This is a genomic window from Hydrogenophaga sp., assembly GCF_965657535.1.
Classification (GTDB): domain Bacteria; phylum Pseudomonadota; class Gammaproteobacteria; order Burkholderiales; family Burkholderiaceae_C; genus Hydrogenophaga.
Map to the genome: position 1 here is coordinate 376344 of NZ_CBFHOP010000005.1, position 18460 is coordinate 394803.

The following is an 18460-nucleotide window of genomic DNA, read 5'->3' on the forward strand; positions in this document are numbered from 1 at the left end:
CCATGACCCAACAAATGCAAACCCTGATCAACACCGCCTGGGACAACCGCGCCGAACTCTCGCCCGCCTCGGCCCCCAAAGAGGTGCTGGATGCCGTGGAACACGTGATCGCCGAACTCAATGTCGGCAAGCTGCGCGTGGCCACCCGCGAAGCCGTGGGCCAGTGGACCGTGCACCAGTGGATCAAAAAGGCCGTGCTGCTGTCGTTCCGCCTGAAAGACAATCAAATGATGCGCAGCGGCGATCTGGCGTTTTACGACAAGGTGCAGACCAAGTTTGCCCACCTGAGCGAGGCTGAAATGAAAGCCACCGGTGTGCGTGTGGTGCCGCCAGCCGTGGCCCGCCGTGGCAGCTACATCGCCAAGGGCGCGATCCTGATGCCCAGCTATGTAAACATTGGCGCCTATGTGGACGAAAACACCATGGTCGACACCTGGGCCACCGTGGGCTCTTGTGCCCAGATTGGCAAGAACGTGCATTTGTCCGGCGGCGTCGGCATTGGCGGCGTGCTGGAGCCGCTGCAGGCTGGCCCCACCATCATTGAAGACAACTGCTTTATTGGCGCCCGCTCGGAAGTGGTCGAAGGCGTGGTGGTGGAAGAAAACTCGGTGATTTCGATGGGCGTCTACATTGGCCAGAGCACCCCCATTTACGACCGCGCCACCGGCGAAGTGAGCTACGGCCGCATTCCGTCGGGCTCGGTGGTCATCAGCGGCAGCTTGCCCAAAGACGGCGGCAAGTACAGCCTGTACGCGGCCATCATCGTCAAGCGGGTTGACGCCCAGACGCGCAGCAAAACCAGCCTGAACGACTTGCTCAGAGATTGAGCTGGGCCCACCCCCGTCGCTGCGCGCCGCCCTCAAGGGGCAACACCTGCGGCCTGGCAAAGCCTGTTCCGCAGTGTTCTGGCCTTTGGGCACGGTCGCCGATCACGAATCTGTTTTCTCCTTTTAAGGACATGGCATGAGCAGCGGAACGATGGAGCGCATCCTGCGCCTGATGGCCGAGAAGAAGGCTTCGGACGTGTACCTGTCGGCGCACGCACCGGCCATGATCAAGATCAACGGGCAGACCATCGCCGTGAACAGCCAGGTGCTGCCGCCCGATGCACCACGCAACTTGCTGGCCGAAATTGTGCTGGCCTCGCGCATAGAAGAGTTGGTTGAAACCGGCGAACTCAATATGGCAGTGCCACTGGATGGAGTAGGCAACTTCCGGCTGAGTGCTTTTCGCCAGCGCGGCAACTACGCGGTGGTGATCCGGTTTGTGCCCAGCGAAGTGCCTGCACTTGAATCGCTCAACGTGCCGCCCATCCTGGGCGATCTGGTGATGGAAAAGCGGGGTCTGGTGCTCATGGTGGGCGCCACGGGTGCCGGCAAGACGACCACGCTGGCCGCCATGATCGACCACCGCAACGACCGCTCTACCGGCCACATCCTCACCATCGAGGACCCGATCGAATATGTCCACCGCAACAAAAAGTCGGTGGTCAACCAGCGGGAAATTGGCAGCGACACAGCATCCTTGCAGATCGGACTGAAAAACGCCCTGCGCCAAGCGCCCGACGTGATCCTGATCGGTGAGATCCGGGACCGTGAAACCATGTCGGCGGCCATCGCGTATGCGCAGTCTGGCCAATTGTGCTTGGCCACCATGCACGCCAACAACAGCTACCAGGCACTCAACCGCATTTTGAATTTCTACCCTGTAGAAGTGCGCCCCGTCATGCTGGGCGACCTCGCATCTGCGCTGCGGGCCGTTGTTTCGCAGCGGCTCATGCGCACACACACCGGCGGGCGCTTGCCGGCCATGGAGGTCATGCTCAACACGGCGCTGATCTCGGATCTCATTCAAAAAGGCGATTTCTCCGGTGTACGCGAAGCCATGGAAAAGTCGCTGGCAGAAGGCTCGCAGAGCTTTGAGCAAGACCTGGCTCGCCTCATCAACGACGGCCTGGTGTCGCGCAACGAGGGCCTGGCCCACGCCGACTCGCCCAGCAACCTCTTGTGGCGCCTGCAAAACGATTTCAACGCGTTGAAATCCAACCAGAAGGCGACACCGCCTGACGAGGACCACGGCGACAACGCCACTTTTACCGACTTCACGCTCGACGTGAAATTCTGAGCCTATGAACGCCACCCTGCGCCTGACCGAAGAACTGCTGGCCCGCCCCTCTGTTACCCCGCGCGACGAGGGGTGCCAGACGGTGATCGCTGATCGCCTGTCAGCGCTCGGTTTTGTGTGTGAATCCATCGAAAGCGGCCCGGCCGACTTCCGGGTCACCAACCTCTGGGCGCGGCTGGGCAGCGGCCAGCAACCGACCCTGGTCTTTGCAGGCCACACCGACGTGGTTCCGACCGGCCCCACCAGCGCCTGGGCGAGCGACCCATTTGTGCCCACGCACCGCGACGGCAAGCTGTTTGGCCGGGGCGCCAGCGACATGAAAGCCTCGCTGGCTGCCATGGTGGTGGCGTGCGAAGAGTTCGTGGCCGCGCACCCCCAACCGGCGATCGACATCGCCTTTTTGCTCACCAGTGACGAAGAAGGCCCGGCGCTGGACGGTACCGTGGTGGTATGCCGCGAACTGCAGCGCCGCGGCGAGCGCATGGACTGGTGCATTGTGGGCGAGCCCACCTCGGTGGAACGCACCGGCGACATGATCAAAAACGGCCGCCGTGGCACCATGAGCGGCAAGCTCACCGTGAAGGGTATTCAAGGCCACATCGCCTACCCGCACCTGGCGAAAAACCCGATCCACATGGCGGCACCGGCACTGGCCGAGCTGGCCACCACAGCTTGGGACGCCGGCAACACCTATTTCCCGCCCACCAGCTGGCAGATCAGCAACATCCACGGCGGCACAGGCGCCAGCAACGTCATTCCCGGCACCGTGGTGGTGGATTTCAATTTCCGGTTTTCCACCGAATCCACCTCCGAGGGCCTGCAACAGCGCGTGGCCGACATCTTGCAGCACCACAGCCTGCACGCCGGGGCCGACTACGACCTGGCCTGGACCATTGGTGGTTTGCCTTTCCTCACCGCACCCGGCACCCTGGTGGACGCCGTGCGGGCAGCGATTCACGCCGAAACCGGCCTGAACACCCAGCTATCCACCACCGGCGGCACCAGCGACGGGCGCTTCATTGCCCAGGTCTGCCCGCAGGTCATCGAACTGGGCCCGACCAACGCCACCATCCACAAAATCGACGAATGTGTGCCCGTGGCCGACATTGAACCCCTAAAAAACATCTACCGGCGCACCCTGGACAACCTGGCCCAGGTGGCCAGAGTCAGCCGCTGAACGTTTCATCGGACATCCTTTTGACACTGCAACAACTTTTGACCGAGGCCGCCCACAGCCTCGACACGGCCCAACTGGCCTACGGCCACGGCACCACCAACGCCCAGGATGAAGCCGCCTGGCTGGTGCTGTGGCAGCTGGGCCTGCCGCTGGACAGCGACCTGGACGCGCTGGCCGAACAGTCCGTTTCACCCGACCAGCAAGCCGCGGTGCGCGCACTCGTGCAACGCCGCATCGACACCCGTGAGCCCGCAGCCTACCTCACGCAAGAAGCTTGGTTGCAGGGGGTGCCGTTTTACGTAGACCGCCGCGCCATCGTTCCACGCAGTTTCATTGCCGAACTGATCGCCGAAGGCAGCATCGACCACTGGCTGGGCGCGCATACCCGCACGGTGCTCGACCTGTGTACTGGCAACGGCAGCCTGGCCGTGCTGGCGGCCCTGGCCTGGCCCGACGTGCATGTCACCGGAGCCGACATTTCCACCGAAGCCCTGGCCGTGGCCCGCATCAACGTGGACCAACACGGCCTGCAAGACCGCATCACCCTCATCGAGTCCGACGGCCTGGCTGCTTGTCCCGGCCCATGGGACCTGGTGCTGTGCAACCCACCCTATGTGAATGCCGACAGCATGAACGCCCTGCCCGCCGAATACCGGGCGGAACCCGCGCTGGCCCTGGCCGGCGGCACCGACGGCATGGATTTCATCCGCGCCTTGCTGCGCGACCTGCCCGCGCGGCTCAGTCCACAGGGCGTGCTGGTGCTTGAAATTGGCAACGAGCGCGAACATTTTGAAGCGGCCTTCCCGCAACTGGAAACCGTCTGGCTGAGCACCAGTGCAGGCGACGACCAGGTCCTCCTTCTCACCTTTGAATCTCTTTCGGCGCTGGCAGCATCGCCCTCGCCCCATCCATGATCACGCTCAAAAACCTTGTCCTTCGTCGCGGCACGAAGGTCCTGCTCGATGGCGCCTCTTGCACCATCAACCCCGGTGAAAAAGTCGGCCTGGTGGGCCGCAACGGCGCTGGCAAGTCCAGCCTGTTCGGCCTGCTCAACCACACCCTGCACGAAGACAAGGGCGACTTCTACGTGCCCGCCCAGTGGCGCATGGCCCAGGTGGCTCAGGATATGCCTGAAACCGACATGCCCGCCACGCAGTTCGTCATCGAAGGCGATGTGACACTGCTGGCCGCGCAAACCGAAGTGGCCGCAGCCGAAGACAGCGGCGACGGCGAACGCATGGCCAACGCCTACATGGCGCTGCACGACGCTGGCGCACACGATGCACCGGCGCGCGCGCAAGCGCTGATTTTGGGCCTGGGTTTTCGCACCGACGAGCTGGAGCACCCGGTCAACAGCTTCTCGGGTGGCTGGCGTATGCGCCTGCAACTGGCCCGCGCCCTGATGTGCCCGAGCGACTTGCTCCTGCTGGACGAACCCACCAACCACCTGGACCTGGACGCTCTGGTGTGGCTGGAAGCTTGGCTCAAGCGCTACGAGGGCACCATGCTCGTGATCAGCCACGACCGCGAGTTCCTGGACGCCGTGACCGACGTCACCATCCACATCGAACGCGCCCAGCTCACGCGCTACGGCGGCAATTACAGCCGCTTTGAAGACATGCGCGCCGAACAAATGGCGCTGCAGGCCACCGCCTATTCCAAGCAGCAGGACAAGATGGCGCACCTGCAAAAGTTCATTGACCGCTTCAAGGCCAAGGCCAGCAAGGCCAAGCAGGCGCAGAGCCGCGTGAAAGCGCTGGAGCGTATGGAGAAAATCGGCCCGGTGCTGGCCGACGCCGAATTCACCTTCGAATTCAGCGAGCCGCAAAACCTGCCCAACCCCATGCTGGCCATGCAGGACGTGAGCTTTGGCTACCCCCCGGCGGTGGAAGGCGGCGAGCCCACGCTGATCGTGCGTAACGTCAGCAAATCGGTTCTGGCGGGACAACGCATCGGCATTTTGGGCGCCAACGGCCAGGGCAAGTCCACCGTGGTGAAAACCATTGCGCGCGACCTGCAAGCGCTGGCCGGCACCATCACCGAAGGCAAGGGGCTCAACATTGGCTACTTTGCCCAGCAGGAGCTTGACGTGCTGCGTCCAGCCGACACGCCGCTGGAACACATGATCCGACTGGTGCGCGAATGCACGGCCGAAGGCCGCCTGAGCGGCCAGGCCACGCGCGAGCAAGACCTGCGCGGGTTCCTGGGCAGCTTCAACTTCACGGGCGACCAGGTGAAACAGGCCGTGGGCAGCATGAGCGGCGGAGAAAAAGCCCGCCTGGTGCTGTGCATGATCGTCTGGCAGCGCCCCAATCTGCTGCTGCTGGACGAACCCACCAACCACCTGGACCTGGCCACACGCGAAGCGCTGTCCATGGCGCTCAACGAGTTTGAAGGCACCGTCATGCTCGTCAGCCACGACCGCGCCCTGCTGCGCGCCGTGTGTGACGAGTTCTGGCTGGTCTCTCGCGGCGGCATTGAGCCGTTTGACGGCGATCTGGACGACTACCAGCGCTACCTGCTGGACATGGCCAAACAGTCGCGCGAAGCACAACGCCAGGAACAGCGCGACCAGCAGCGCAGCAGCGCGTCTGCGGCAGCACCGTCCCCAGCGCCCAGGGCCCATGACAAGGCGGCCGTGGTGGCTGCCGCGCCAGCCCAGGTTTCCCAAGCGGTGGAGCTTCAGTCGCTCACCAGCCGCAGCCCGGAGCAGCGCCGCCAAGACGCCCTGCGCCGTCAGCAAGTGGCCGAAAAAACCCGGCCACTGAAGAAAGAGCTGGAGCAAACCGAAAAGCGCATGGCGCTGCTTGCACTCGAAAAGACCAAGCTGGAAACCGCTTTGAGCCAGCCGCTGAACAGCAGTGATATCGCCGATTCCGGGCGCCGCCTCAAGACGGTGAACGATGAAAACGACACCCTGGAAGCGCGCTGGCTGGAACTGACCGAAGCTATTGAAGCCGCCAGCGCATGATCGGGCAATCTCAAGGCGCGTGCTGACCACAGGACAGTGACAAGGCACATGCCTGGGTTGCGGTCCCTCGGTTGAACTGCTGCCGTTGGTGTTTTAACAGCTCAATAGTCGATACAGTTGATCAGGGTTTGCGGCTGTCGCAAGCCGTTCCATCTTTTCAACGAAGCAGGGTCTCCACATGATGTCCATTCTCGGCACGCTTTTCATTGGCCTCATTGCAGGCTTCATCGCCCGGGCCATCAAACCCGGTGAAGACGGCATGGGCTGGATCATGACCGCCGTGCTCGGCGTGGCCGGCTCGTTTGTCGCCAGTTACCTGGGTGCTGCCCTCGGCCTGTACGCGCCCGGCCAGGCCGCGGGCTTCATGGCATCGGTCATCGGCGCGGTGCTGTTGCTGGTGATTTACGGTTTCATCAAAAAGAAATGACAACTTGCGGGGTGTTTGACCAAGCACAGGCACCGCAGGCCACCACGCCAACCTGCCGGCTGTTGCCTCCATGAAAAAAGCAGCTTTTTGGTGCGCACTTGCAGCGGTCGTTGCACTCTCGCTCATGCCCGGTGCCATGTTGCCCCCTGTGTTCAATTTTTGGGACAAGGCGCAGCATGCACTCGGCTTCTTGGGTTTGACTTGCCTGGCCTCGCTGGCCTACCCAGAAAAGCACTGGCGCTACCTGGGCATGGTCTTGCTGCTGGCCGGGGCTGCCATCGAACTGGCGCAGTCAGCCACGGGCTGGCGCCACGGCGACTGGCTCGATCTCCTGGCCGACGCGGTAGGCATCGTCACGGCACTCACCGCACGGTACCTGTGGCAACGCCCATCGGCCCCTTGAAACCCAGGCGCGGCCTGTCTGCTGCGCAGGCATGTGCTTTCGGTCCGTGCCGGCACCTGCCGGCACAATAGAAGCATGTCCAACAATCCCTCCACCCCTGCGCTGCCCTGGCTGGAGCCGGGTCAAGCCTTTCCACCAGTAGAAACGGCCTGGGGAGCGCACGACCCGGCACCGGGTCTGCTGGCTGCAGGTGGCCTGTTGGATGTGGCAACGCTGGTGTCGGCCTACTCGCAGGGCATTTTCCCTTGGTACAGCGCTGGCCAACCCATCTTGTGGTGGAGCACCGATCCGCGCATGGTGCTGCGCACCGACGCCTTTCGCCTGCACCGATCGTTGCGCAAAACCATCCAGAGCTTGCTGAACGCCGGCCGGCTGGAGGTGCATTTTGACCACGATTTCGAGCGCGTGATCCGCAGCTGCGCCCATATATCCCGTACTGGTCAAGACGGCACCTGGATACTACCTGGCATGTTGCAGGCCTACCTGCGGCTGCACCAGGCGGGCGTGGCGCACAGCGTGGCAACCTGGATCGACGGCGAGCTCGTGGGCGGCCTCTACGCCGTCAACCTTGGTGCCATGGTGTTCGGTGAATCCATGTTCAGCCGACAAAGCAACGCATCCAAAATCGCCTTGGCGGCGCTGGTCGCATTTTGCCGGGCCAAGCAAATTCCACTGATCGACTGCCAGCAAGACACGGCCCACCTCACCTCGCTGGGCGGTGAACTCATGCCGCGCCAAACTTTTCACCAGCACGTTCGGCGGGCCACGCAACACGCAGCGCCCGACTGGAAATTTGAGCCGATATACTGGCAAAAATTGTTCGCCGAACACAACCCATCCGCGTGACGAACCTCAAAGAACTCCCGCTTCAAGCGCTGCAGTTTTATGCCACGGCGCCCTACCCTTGCAGCTACCTGCCAGGGCGACAGGCCCGCTCACAGGTGGCCACGCCCAGCCACCTGATTCACAACGACGCCTACTCCGATCTCGTCACCCATGGGTTTCGCCGCAGCGGCATGTTCACCTACCGGCCCTATTGCGATGGCTGCAAAGCTTGTGTGCCGCTCAGGGTTCCGGTGGCTGATTTCACTCCCACCCGCAGCCAGCGGCGCAGCCTGCGGCAACACGCCACGCTGCAGACAAGGGTGCTCAAACTTTGTTACGTGCCCGAGCACTACCAGCTCTACCTGCGCTACCAAAACAGCCGACACGCGGGCGGTGGCATGGACCACGATAGCATTGATCAGTACACCCAGTTTTTGCTGCAAAGTCGGGTGAATTCCCGTCTGGTTGAGTTTTACGAAGCCAGCCCGAACGGCGAGCCAGGTTCCTTGAAAATGGTCTCTATTGTCGACGTCTTGAACGATGGTCTGTCTGCTGTCTATACCTTCTACGAGCCGGACGAAAAAGCCAGTTACGGCACCTATGGCGTGCTGTGGCAGATCGACCAGGCGCGCATCTTAGGCCTGCCCTATGTGTATCTGGGCTACTGGATTGATCAAAGCCACAAGATGAACTACAAGGCTGGCTACGGCCCTCACGAACTGCTGATCGACGGGGACTGGGTCCGCGGCAACGTTTAGTCCAGGCGCCTGGACCAATTGCTCACCCATCCGTGCTCGGGCACCACCCTGCAGCGGCTCATTTGGCGGGGTGCAATTTCATCTCGTAAAATAAAAACAACCACTGCAGAGCCCATGACCAAACGATCCGACCAACTGCCCACTACACCAACCGTTCAGGTGATTGAACGCATGTTCAATTTGCTGGAAGTGCTGGCCTCACGAGAAGAGCCGGTATCGCTCAAGGAAATCAGCGAAAAAACAGGGCTCCACCCTTCGACAGCGCACCGCATTTTGAACGATCTCACCATAGGCCGCTTTGTTGACCGTCCAGAAGCAGGCAGTTACCGTCTGGGCATGCGCTTGCTCGAGCTGGGCAACCTGGTGAAAGCCCGCCTGAGTGTGCGTGACGCAGCCTTGGTCCCTATGCGTGAGCTGCACAAACTGATTCAGCAGCCCGTGAACCTCAGCATGCGCCAGGGTGACGAGATTGTGTATGTTGAACGGGCCTACAGCGAGCGCTCGGGTATGCAGGTTGTCCGGGCCATTGGTGGGCGTGCACCGCTGCACCTCACATCGGTGGGGAAATTGTTTCTGGCTGCCGATGACCCTCAACGTGTGCGCGCTTATGCCACCCGCACAGGTCTGGTCGGCAACACGCGCAACAGTTTGACCCAGTTGGCGACATTGGAACGCGAACTGAATCAATGCCGTCAGGCTGGCGTTGCCAGAGACAACGAAGAACTGGAGCTGGGCGTACGTTGTATGGCCGCAGGCATTTACGACGATCAATGCAAGTTGGTCGCGGGGCTTTCTATTTCGGCGCCCGCAGATCGCATTGACGAGAGCTGGGTTCCCAAACTTCGCGCCACAGCGGCCGAAATTTCCGCCGCCTTGGGCTGCCCCAAAGCACAGCTGGTCACGGGACGAGGCTGAACGCTGAAGGCATCAGCCAAGCACCAAAAAAACGGTCCATAGGGACCGTTTTTTTATGAAAACAAGGCGGTTATTAGCCTTGGGGTCTGATCAACACGGGCTCGCGGGACTGCGCCTCTACCCAGCGCCGCACGCGCTCGGCGTCCTGGACGCGGCTGAGCTTGCCCGCCGAATCCAGAAACACCATGATGACCTTGCGCCCTGCCACCTTGGCCTGCATCACGAGGCAACGACCCGCCTCTGAGATATAGCCTGTTTTCTGCAAACCGATGTCCCACTCTGGATCGCGAATCAAGCGGTTGGAATTGTTGAACTGCAGCGTCCGATGACCAAGTTCCAATTGGTGGCTCGGCGAGGTGGACAGGTCACGCAATATGGGCCGCTCGTAGGCCACTGAAACCAGCGTGGCCAGGTCCCTCGCACTGGACTGGTTCTGGCTTAGCAAGCCCGTCGGTTCCACGTAACGGGTGTCGTACATGCCCAGTTCACGGGCCTTGCTGTTCATCAGAGAAACAAAATGCCGCAGACCACCGGGATAGGTACGCCCCAATGCGTGGGCCGCACGGTTTTCGCTAGACATCAGCGCCAGATGCATCAACTCACCACGACTCAAGGTGGTGCCCACAGCCAGCCTCGAGCGACTGCCTTTGTAAATGTCCACATCATCTTGCGTGATGGTAATGGCCTCATCCATGGAGAGGTTCGCGTCCGCAATCACGAGGCCTGTCATCAGTTTGGTCAGCGATGCGATTGGGAGCACCGCAGAGTCGTTCTTGCTGAAGAGCACTTCGTTGGTGTCCTGATCCACCACAAGTGCCACGCTGGAGCTGAGGTCCAAGGCGTCTTGACTCGCCCTAAGACCCAGACGCTCGCCGGCGGAGAGACTGGCCACCGAAGCAACACGCACCAAAGGGGCATCCGAGCTGTGTCGCACCGCCACCTTGCTACTCACTGGCATGTTCCGGTGGTTCGCAAGAACCAAGTTTTTGCGGGGCTGCTTGGCGCCAGCCTGCTTGGACAAGCCCGCCTTGCTGGCGCCTTGTTTCGCGGTCACGCTGTGTCCATTGCGCTTGGTTGCCTTGGCAACTTTGAGCGTGGCTTTGCTACCTCGCTGCGCTTTGGCCAATTGAGGTTGGACTCCTGCCTTGGGAGCAATCCCTTTTTTCGAGGCTGACTTTTCGTGCGCAGCTGCGTTTTTCTGAGAGGGCTTTTTTTTGCCAGCCGTCTGGTTCGGCGCAGCAATTTTTGCTTTCTGTGTCTGTTTTTGATCCGCCGCAGCAGACACAACACCAGGGAATGCAAGCCCTGCTGCAAGCGCGAAAGCAACAGTACCGTGGATGGCTTTTAGAAGGCGATTTACGCAAATTTTCATGGATCCACTCCAGCCATCGGAATTGTGCTGGAGTGGAGTATAGACAATTTGAAAAAAACTAGCAATATCAAAAACTTATGTAACTCATCTCAATAAAAGAATTAAAAAGAACTACATTGCAATGATATTCTTGACTTTACTAAAAACTGCCGTCTAAGTGATTGATTTTTAATAGTTTTATCCTTGCGCGGAAACCCGATCTGCCTTGCTGTGCAGCTTGTTGAGGGCACTAAGGTAGGCCTTGGCCGACGCCACCACAATGTCCGGGTCGGCGCCCACACCGTTCACCACCCGACCACCATGCTGCAACCGCACCGTGACCTCACCCTGGCTCTCGGTGGAGCCGCTGGTGATGGCGTTGACGGAGTAGAGAACCATCTCGGCGCCGCTGTTGAGCTGGCTCTCGATGGCCTTCAAGGATGCATCCACGGGACCGTTGCCACCGGACTCGCAGACCACTTCTTTGCCACCGTTGGTAAACACAATATTCGCGTGAGGACGCTCGCCCGTTTCGCTGTGCTGTGACAACGAAACCAGACCGTACTGCTCCTTCTCCGCAGTCACGCTTTCGTCGCTGCACAGCGCGAGGATGTCCTCGTCAAAAATTTCGCTCTTGCGGTCGGCCAGTTCTTTGAACGCTGCGAACGCGGTGTTGATCTCGCTCTCGGACTCCATCTCGATGCCCAAGTCCTGAAGGCGCTGTTTGAAAGCATTGCGACCACTAAGCTTGCCCAGCACAATCTTGTTGGCAGCCCAGCCTACGTCTTCAGCACGCATGATTTCATAGGTATCTCGCGCCTTGAGCACGCCGTCTTGGTGGATGCCGCTGGCATGGGCGAATGCGTTCGCCCCCACCACAGCCTTGTTGGGTTGCACCACAAAGCCTGTTGTCTGGCTGACCATACGGCTCGCGGGTACGATCTGGGTGGTGTCGACGCCCACATCAAGGTTGAAGTAATCGCGACGGGTGCGCACGGCCATCACCACTTCTTCCAGCGAACAGTTGCCAGCGCGCTCGCCCAGGCCGTTGATGGTGCACTCGACCTGGCGCGCACCGCCGATCTTGACACCGGCGAGCGAATTGGCCACCGCCATGCCCAAGTCGTTGTGGCAGTGGACCGACCAGATGGCTTTGTCGGAATTCGGAATGCGCTCGCGCAGGGTGCGGATGAATTCGCCATAGAGCTCGGGGATAGCGTAACCCACGGTGTCTGGAATGTTCAGCGTCGTGGCGCCTTCCTTGATCACCGCTTCCAGTACCCGGCACAAGAAATCCATGTCGCTGCGGTAGCCGTCTTCTGGGCTGAATTCCACGTCTTCCACCAGATTGCGCGCGAAGCGGACAGACTGCTTGGCCTGCTCAAACACCTCGTCGGGCGTCATGCGCAGCTTTTTCTCCATGTGCAGCGGACTGGTCGCAATGAAGGTATGAATGCGGGCGCGCTGAGCTCCTTTGAGCGCCTCGGCAGCGCGGGAAATATCGCGGTCATTGGCCCGAGCCAGCGAGCACACTGTCGAGTCTTTGATGGTGTTGGCAATGGCTTGCACGCAGTCAAAGTCACCGTTGGAACTGGCGGCAAAACCGGCCTCGATCACATCCACTCGGAGGCGCTCAAGCTGGCGCGCAATGCGCAGCTTCTCGTCTTTGGTCATGGAGGCGCCGGGTGACTGCTCGCCGTCGCGCAAGGTGGTGTCAAAAATGATCAGTTTGTCGCTCATATCAAATCTCCGGTGCGTGGCATCAACGACCACTCTTGAAAAAAACCCGCAACCCAAAAACAAACGGCCCGTTGCAGGTGCAAACGGGCCGTTGTTGGAAATCACTCGCGCGTTACCAAGACTGCCCGTGTAGGACACCCAGTAGTAGAGCGAAAGAAATCCGTTTCATAGGATCAATATATCACAAAGTAGGCAGCCCCTGCATTGAGGAAAACCATGGCAACGATCGCCAAAACCTTACTCGTGCAGCCCGCGTTCGTCGGGCTCGTCGGTAGACGTGCTGATCACACTGGTTTGACGTCCCTTGGCCCTGCGCCAGAAATAAACCGCATAACCGGACAGACCGTAAAGTACGAACAGCCCAAAAAGGACCGACGGTGGGTGGATATTGATCACAGCGATGCCCAGCGCCACAAGAACAATGGATGCAAACGGCACACTCTTTTTCAGACTCAGGTCTTTGAAGCTGTAAAAAGGCACGTTGGTGACCATGGTCAGACCTGCGTACAGGGTGAGGCCGAACATGGGCCAGACCAGCTCGGAGCCTTTAAATCCGTATTCGGTCGCCAGCCAGATAAAGCCGGCGACCAGCGCGGCGGCAGCGGGAGAAGGCAGGCCCTGAAAATAGCGCTTGTCAACGACCCCCGTGTTCACGTTGAATCGAGCCAAGCGCAAGGCCGCGCAGGCACAGTACACAAACGCCGCAATCCAGCCCCAGCGCCCCAGACCGCTCAAAGCCCAGATGTAGGCGATCAGGGCGGGCGCGGCACCGAACGAAACCATGTCGGAGAGCGAGTCCATTTGCTCGCCAAAAGCGCTCTGGGTATTTGTCATGCGGGCCACGCGGCCATCCAGGCTGTCCAGCACCATGGCTACGAAGATGGCAACCGTCGCCAGGTCGTAGCGCCCATTCATCGCCATCACAATCGCGTAGAACCCGCCAAACAGCGCGGCCAGCGTGATCATGTTGGGCACCATATAGATGCCCTTGCGCCGTTTGCGCATCTCTTCGTTGTGGGGCATGAGTGGGTCGGATCCGTCGTGCATGAAGTTCTCTGATAAAGCGGGGGCAACTGCTGACGCCGTCCGGCGCTGCGCCCAACCGGCAAAACGCCAGTGTAAGCCAGCAACAAGCTAGCGCCGCAAACAGAAAAGGCCACCGAGGTGGCCTTGTGTCGATTGGACCAGCGGTTTCAAGAGACCGCTGGTTCATTCGTGCGCAACGAAATCAGTTGCGGGTCTGGTCAACCAGCTTGTTCTTGGCGATCCAGGGCATCATGGCGCGCAGCTGGGCACCCACCACTTCGATCTGGTGATCGGCGGTGTTGCGGCGGCGGGCGGTCATGCTCGGGTAGTTCAGGCGACCTTCCTGAATGAACATCTTGGCGTAGTCACCGTTCTGGACGCGCTTGAGCGCATTGCGCATGGCTTTGCGCGACTCTTCATTGATGACCTCAGGCCCGGTCACGTACTCGCCGAACTCCGCGTTGTTGGAGATCGAGTAGTTCATGTTGGCAATGCCGCCTTCGTAGATCAGATCGACGATGAGCTTGAGCTCGTGCAGGCACTCGAAATAGGCCATTTCGGGCGCGTAGCCAGCTTCGACCAGGGTCTCGTAGCCCATCTTGATCAGCTCCACAGCGCCGCCGCACAGAACAGCCTGCTCGCCGAACAAGTCGGTCTCGGTCTCTTCCTTGAAATTGGTCTCAATGATGCCGGCCTTGCCGCCACCGTTGGCCATGGCGTAGCTCAGGGCCAGTTCGCGGGCCTTGCCACTCTTGTCCTGGTGCACAGCGACCAGATGAGGCACGCCGCCACCCTGGGTGTAGGTGTTGCGCACGGTGTGGCCGGGGGCCTTGGGCGCCACCATCCACACATCCAGATCGGCGCGGGGCACGACCTGGTTGTAGTGCACGTTGAAGCCGTGTGCGAAGGCCAGCGAAGCGCCTTGCTTGATGTTGGGGGCCACGTTGTTGTTGTAGACCTCTGCGATCATCTCGTCGGGCAAGAGGATCATGACCACATCGGCGGCCTTGACGGCTTCATCGACTTCCATGACGGTCAGGCCGGCTTTGCCGACCTTGTCCCACGAAGCACCACCCTTGCGCAGACCCACAACGACCTTCACGCCGCTGTCGTTCAGGTTTTGTGCGTGGGCGTGACCCTGGCTGCCGTAACCGAGGATCGCGACGGTTTTGCCCTTGATCAGGGACAGGTCACAGTCTTTGTCGTAGAAAACTTTCATCTTTTGCTCCAGTAGGTGGTTTGGGGGTTGTGCCGTTCTTCGCGAGCCTGTCGAAGGGCTCTCGGGACCCCGGTGGGTGCCAGCACACACCAAGGCTTCGACAGGCTCAGCCCGAACGGGCAAATGGCTGAGCCCTGAAAAACTCAAACGCGAAGGATTCTCTCACCTCGGCCAATACCGCTGGCGCCGGTACGTACCGTCTCCAGAATGGCGGAGCGGTCGATGGCTTCAAGGAAGGCGTCGTTTTTACTCAAGTCGCCAGTGAGCTCAATGGTGTAGCTCTTCTCGGTCACATCGATGATGCGGCCACGGAAGATGTCCGCCATACGCTTCATTTCCTCGCGCTCTTTGCCGACCGCGCGCACCTTTACCATCATGAGTTCACGCTCGGTGTAGGCGCCTTCGGTCAGGTCAACAACCTTCACCACCTCGATCAGGCGGTTCAGGTGCTTGGTGATCTGCTCAATCACATCGTCCGACCCAGTGGTCTGGATCGTCATGCGTGAGAGGCTGGGGTCTTCGGTCGGTGCAACGGTGAGCGACTCGATGTTGTAGCCGCGGGCAGAAAACAGCCCGACCACGCGGGACAACGCGCCCGGTTCGTTTTCGAGCAAGACAGCAATGATATGTTTCATGATTGGATTCCTCTTTTTTGCGGCGACCATGGTCGGTCAACAACGGCCGCAAGAAGCATGGCTTTCTGAGCCCTCCCCTGCGCACGGTAATGCGCAGGCTTGGCTGCAAATAGATTCGTCAGGGGCTGCTGCAGGCCTGCAGCAGAGTAAGCGGGTTGGAGGTCTTAGAGGTCTTCAGAACCCAGCAACATTTCCGTGATGCCCTTGCCGGCCTTGACCATCGGGAACACGTTCTCGGTGGGGTCGGTACGGAAGTCCATGAACACGGTCCGATCCTTGAGCTTGCGAGCCTCGCGCAGAGCGGGCTCCACGTCCTGCGGCCGCTCGATCAGCATGCCCACGTGGCCATAAGCCTCGGCCAGCTTAACGAAGTTAGGCAGCGCGTCCATGTAGCTGTGGCTGTAGCGACCTTCGTAGTCAATTTCCTGCCACTGACGCACCATGCCCAAGTAGCGGTTGTTCAGCGCCATGATCTTGATGGGCGTGTTGTATTGCAAGCAAGTGGAGAGTTCCTGGATGCACATCTGCACCGAACCTTCACCGGTCACGCAGAACACTTCGCTCTCGGGCTTGGCCAGTTTGATGCCCATGGCGTAAGGAATGCCCACGCCCATGGTGCCCAAGCCGCCCGAGTTGATCCAGCGGCGCGGCTCGTCAAAACGGTAGTACTGGGCGGCCCACATTTGGTGTTGCCCCACATCGGACGTGACGTAGGCGTCGGCGTCCTTGGTCATGTTCCAGAGCGTTTCCACAACGTACTGGGGCTTGATCACCTCGGTGTTGCCACGGTCGTATTTCAGGCAATCCTTCGAGCGCCACGCCTCGATGGTGTCCCACCAGGAAGCCAGCGCTGCCGGCTCGACACGGGCGGAGGTCTCACGCACCATGTTGATCAGTTCGGTCAACACGTCTTTCACGTCGCCGACGATCGGCACGTCGACCTTGACGCGCTTGGAAATGCTCGAGGGATCAATGTCGATGTGAATGATTTTGCGGTCCACCGACGCAAAATGCTTGGGGTTGCCAATCACACGGTCATCAAAACGCGCGCCCACAGCCAGCAAGACATCGCAATTTTGCATCGCGTTGTTGGCTTCGATGGTGCCGTGCATGCCCAGCATGCCCAGAAACTTCTTGTCAGACGCGGGATAAGCGCCCAATCCCATCAGCGTGTTGGTAACGGGGTAGCCCAGCAGATCCACCAGGGTGCGCAACTCTTGCACCGCATTGCCGAGCAGCACGCCGCCACCGGTGTAGATGTAGGGTCGCTTGGCTGAAAGCAGCAACTGCAAGGCCTTGCGAATCTGACCACCGTGACCCTTGCGCACCGGGTTGTACGAGCGCATTTCAACCGACTCGGGGTAGCCTGCATAGGCGGTTTTGTTGAAGGACACGTCCTTCGGAATGTCCACCACGACAGGGCCGGGGCGACCGGTACGGGCAATGTGAAACGCCTTCTTCATGATCATGGCCATGTCGCGCACATCTTTCACCAGAAAGTTGTGTTTCACGATAGGGCGCGTGATACCAACGGTGTCACATTCCTGGAAAGCATCCAGGCCGATCGCAGCGGTCGGCACCTGACCACTGATGATCACCATGGGGATGCTGTCCATGTAGGCGGTGGCGATGCCGGTTACAGCGTTGGTCAGGCCGGGGCCTGACGTCACCAGGGACACGCCCACCTCCCCCGTGGCGCGTGCGTAGCCATCGGCCGCGTGCACGGCGGCTTGCTCGTGGCGCACAAGCACGTGCTGAATGGTGTCTTGCTTGTAGAAAGCGTCGTAAATGTGCAGCACAGCACCACCGGGGTAACCCCAGATGTATTTGACGCCTTCGGCCTGCAAGGCCTTGACGAGAATCTCTGCGCCGCGAAGATCTTGAGTGGCTGTGCCAGATGGGGTGGCGGCAGCGGCTGAGGCCAGTTCGGCCTTGTTGATTTCCATGATGAACCTTTCGAGAATTTCTCTGACGAAAAACCTTGGGTGCCTCTGCGCCTACTCTTGTGAAGCGGTGTTGAGACTTGAGGCCAATGGACATGAGCGGACGCATACCCCGCCGGACCTTGACCCGTTTGCCGTGTTTTGATTGCAGCTCGCATTATCGCACTGCAGCATGGCCGTTTTTCCAAACATAGCTACAGGCCCGCAGGAAAATGTGCCAGTTTTGCTGCAATGCGAGAATCCCACCCGATCTTTGCCGCCTGGCGAGCCGTGGCTTAAGGCTGGCTTCAGTCCCAGCCGGCACCCTTGACGTAATCCATTCGCAACCATGACCACGACACCTGCTGCGAGCACCGCACCACCCACTGCCCCAGACGAAACGCATAGAGGCCATCGCACAGCACCACCGCTGACGCGCCGCATGGCTTGCTGGCTGTACGAAGGAGCGCTGTTGTTCGGGGTGGTCTTTGGAACCGGGCTTTTTGTGTTTGGGCTGGTGTTTGCCATCGGGCACCTTGTGCCGTCGCTTGCAGGCTTGCAAGACGCAGTCAACAACCGCTACGCCCTGCAGGCCTACATTTTCTTGCTGTTGGCGCTTTACTTCAGCTGGTTCTGGTCTAAAGGCCAGACATTGGCCATGAAAACTTGGCATATCCGCGTGGTGGACCGCCAGGGGCGCGCACTCACCCGGCCTAGGGCATTTTTGCGGTATTTGTGGGCGTGGATGTGGGTTCTGCCGCCACTGGCCGCTGGCGGGTATTTCAGTTTGCCGGGCGGCGAGCTGACCGTGATCGTGCTCGGCTGGGTTGCTGTCTGGGCACTGCTGGCGCGGTTTCATCCGCAGCGCCAGTTTTTGCACGATGCGCTGGCAGGCACGCGGCTGGTGCATTACAAGCCTGACGTACCCGCCAAGCGCCGCAAGCTCTGGCCCTTCTGAAATGCACAG

17 protein-coding genes are annotated in these 18460 nt (G+C 60.3%); 11 read left to right on the forward strand and 6 right to left on the reverse strand.

Features of this window, described 5'->3' with window-relative positions:
* Positions 1-2: 2 nt before the first annotated feature.
* The 10 genes from dapD to ACTG4K_RS11345 all read left to right on the forward strand — a co-directional run bounded on the left by dapD (position 3) and on the right by ACTG4K_RS11345 (position 9600).
* Positions 3-827, forward strand: coding sequence for a 2,3,4,5-tetrahydropyridine-2,6-dicarboxylate N-succinyltransferase (gene dapD / locus ACTG4K_RS11300; RefSeq protein WP_439114306.1), 825 nt, complete (start codon positions 3-5; stop codon positions 825-827).
* 136 nt (positions 828-963) lie between these two features.
* Entirely contained in the window at positions 964-2124 is a 1161-nt protein-coding gene (locus ACTG4K_RS11305) for a PilT/PilU family type 4a pilus ATPase (protein ID WP_439114307.1), read from the forward strand.
* 4 nt (positions 2125-2128) lie between these two features.
* Positions 2129-3301 (forward strand): succinyl-diaminopimelate desuccinylase, encoded by a 1173-nt coding sequence (dapE, locus tag ACTG4K_RS11310; protein ID WP_439114308.1) that lies wholly within the window; start codon positions 2129-2131, stop codon positions 3299-3301.
* A gap of 20 nt (positions 3302-3321) precedes the next feature.
* On the forward strand, positions 3322-4215 hold the full coding sequence (gene prmB / locus ACTG4K_RS11315; RefSeq protein ID WP_439114309.1) for a 50S ribosomal protein L3 N(5)-glutamine methyltransferase: 894 nt from the start codon (positions 3322-3324) through the stop codon (positions 4213-4215).
* Entirely contained in the window at positions 4212-6272 is a 2061-nt protein-coding gene (locus ACTG4K_RS11320; RefSeq protein ID WP_439114310.1) for an ABC-F family ATP-binding cassette domain-containing protein, read from the forward strand. The genes prmB and ACTG4K_RS11320 overlap by 4 nt, the downstream gene beginning before the upstream one ends.
* 178 nt (positions 6273-6450) lie before the next feature.
* Positions 6451-6699, forward strand: a complete 249-nt coding sequence (locus tag ACTG4K_RS11325; protein WP_439114311.1) for a GlsB/YeaQ/YmgE family stress response membrane protein — start codon at positions 6451-6453, stop codon at positions 6697-6699.
* Positions 6700-6769: 70 nt separating this feature from the next.
* Positions 6770-7102 carry a VanZ family protein gene (locus ACTG4K_RS11330; RefSeq protein WP_439114312.1) on the forward strand — a complete coding sequence of 111 codons (333 nt, stop codon included), beginning with the start codon at positions 6770-6772 and terminating at the stop codon, positions 7100-7102.
* Positions 7103-7177: 75 nt separating this feature from the next.
* The gene (gene aat, locus ACTG4K_RS11335; RefSeq protein WP_439114313.1) at positions 7178-7948 is read left to right on the forward strand and encodes a leucyl/phenylalanyl-tRNA--protein transferase; all 771 of its coding nucleotides are present in this window, start codon (positions 7178-7180) and stop codon (positions 7946-7948) included.
* Complete coding sequence (locus ACTG4K_RS11340; RefSeq protein ID WP_439114314.1) at positions 7945-8685, forward strand: arginyltransferase; 741 nt, start codon at positions 7945-7947, stop codon at positions 8683-8685. Before aat ends, ACTG4K_RS11340 begins: the two co-directional genes overlap by 4 nt.
* 114 nt (positions 8686-8799) lie before the next feature.
* Positions 8800-9600 carry an IclR family transcriptional regulator gene (locus ACTG4K_RS11345; protein WP_439114315.1) on the forward strand — a complete coding sequence of 267 codons (801 nt, stop codon included), beginning with the start codon at positions 8800-8802 and terminating at the stop codon, positions 9598-9600.
* Positions 9601-9673: 73 nt separating this feature from the next.
* Here ACTG4K_RS11345 and ACTG4K_RS11350 read toward each other — a convergent pair whose 3' ends face one another.
* From ACTG4K_RS11350 to ACTG4K_RS11375, 6 genes are all read right to left on the reverse strand, one after another.
* Positions 9674-10972, reverse strand: a complete 1299-nt coding sequence (locus ACTG4K_RS11350; protein ID WP_439114316.1) for a serine hydrolase — start codon at positions 10970-10972, stop codon at positions 9674-9676.
* A gap of 177 nt (positions 10973-11149) precedes the next feature.
* Positions 11150-12691 carry a 2-isopropylmalate synthase gene (locus tag ACTG4K_RS11355; RefSeq protein WP_439114317.1) on the reverse strand — a complete coding sequence of 514 codons (1542 nt, stop codon included), beginning with the start codon at positions 12689-12691 and terminating at the stop codon, positions 11150-11152.
* A 237-nt stretch (positions 12692-12928) separates the two neighbouring features.
* Positions 12929-13738, reverse strand: coding sequence for a CDP-diacylglycerol--serine O-phosphatidyltransferase (pssA, locus tag ACTG4K_RS11360; RefSeq protein WP_439114318.1), 810 nt, complete (start codon positions 13736-13738; stop codon positions 12929-12931).
* Positions 13739-13919: 181 nt separating this feature from the next.
* Complete coding sequence (gene ilvC, locus ACTG4K_RS11365; protein WP_439114319.1) at positions 13920-14936, reverse strand: ketol-acid reductoisomerase; 1017 nt, start codon at positions 14934-14936, stop codon at positions 13920-13922.
* A 143-nt stretch (positions 14937-15079) separates the two neighbouring features.
* Positions 15080-15571 (reverse strand): acetolactate synthase small subunit, encoded by a 492-nt coding sequence (gene ilvN, locus ACTG4K_RS11370; protein WP_439114320.1) that lies wholly within the window; start codon positions 15569-15571, stop codon positions 15080-15082.
* Positions 15572-15735: 164 nt separating this feature from the next.
* A complete protein-coding gene (locus ACTG4K_RS11375; protein WP_439114321.1) occupies positions 15736-17517 on the reverse strand; it encodes an acetolactate synthase 3 catalytic subunit in 1782 nt (593 codons plus the stop codon).
* Between the two features lie 325 nt (positions 17518-17842).
* Here ACTG4K_RS11375 and ACTG4K_RS11380 point away from each other — a divergent pair, with 325 nt between their 5' ends.
* Complete coding sequence (locus tag ACTG4K_RS11380; RefSeq protein WP_439114322.1) at positions 17843-18451, forward strand: RDD family protein; 609 nt, start codon at positions 17843-17845, stop codon at positions 18449-18451.
* The last annotated feature ends 9 nt before the right edge of the window (positions 18452-18460 follow it).

Excerpts from the sequence above, each read along its gene's own strand:
- dapD (WP_439114306.1), top strand. The coding sequence starts at position 3 with ATGACCCAACAAATGCAAACCCTGATCAACACCGCCTGGGACAACCGC.
- ACTG4K_RS11305 (WP_439114307.1), top strand. The coding sequence starts at position 964 with ATGAGCAGCGGAACGATGGAGCGCATCCTGCGCCTGATGGCCGAGAAG.
- dapE (WP_439114308.1), top strand. The coding sequence starts at position 2,129 with ATGAACGCCACCCTGCGCCTGACCGAAGAACTGCTGGCCCGCCCCTCT.
- ACTG4K_RS11320 (WP_439114310.1), top strand. The coding sequence starts at position 4,212 with ATGATCACGCTCAAAAACCTTGTCCTTCGTCGCGGCACGAAGGTCCTG.
- ACTG4K_RS11325 (WP_439114311.1), top strand. The coding sequence starts at position 6,451 with ATGATGTCCATTCTCGGCACGCTTTTCATTGGCCTCATTGCAGGCTTC.
- ACTG4K_RS11330 (WP_439114312.1), top strand. The coding sequence starts at position 6,770 with ATGAAAAAAGCAGCTTTTTGGTGCGCACTTGCAGCGGTCGTTGCACTC.
- aat (WP_439114313.1), top strand. The coding sequence starts at position 7,178 with ATGTCCAACAATCCCTCCACCCCTGCGCTGCCCTGGCTGGAGCCGGGT.
- ACTG4K_RS11345 (WP_439114315.1), top strand. The coding sequence starts at position 8,800 with ATGACCAAACGATCCGACCAACTGCCCACTACACCAACCGTTCAGGTG.
- ACTG4K_RS11350 (WP_439114316.1), bottom strand. The coding sequence starts at position 10,972 with ATGAAAATTTGCGTAAATCGCCTTCTAAAAGCCATCCACGGTACTGTT.
- ACTG4K_RS11355 (WP_439114317.1), bottom strand. The coding sequence starts at position 12,691 with ATGAGCGACAAACTGATCATTTTTGACACCACCTTGCGCGACGGCGAG.
- pssA (WP_439114318.1), bottom strand. The coding sequence starts at position 13,738 with ATGCACGACGGATCCGACCCACTCATGCCCCACAACGAAGAGATGCGC.
- ilvC (WP_439114319.1), bottom strand. The coding sequence starts at position 14,936 with ATGAAAGTTTTCTACGACAAAGACTGTGACCTGTCCCTGATCAAGGGC.
- ilvN (WP_439114320.1), bottom strand. The coding sequence starts at position 15,571 with ATGAAACATATCATTGCTGTCTTGCTCGAAAACGAACCGGGCGCGTTG.
- ACTG4K_RS11375 (WP_439114321.1), bottom strand. The coding sequence starts at position 17,517 with ATGGAAATCAACAAGGCCGAACTGGCCTCAGCCGCTGCCGCCACCCCA.
- ACTG4K_RS11380 (WP_439114322.1), top strand. The coding sequence starts at position 17,843 with ATGACCACGACACCTGCTGCGAGCACCGCACCACCCACTGCCCCAGAC.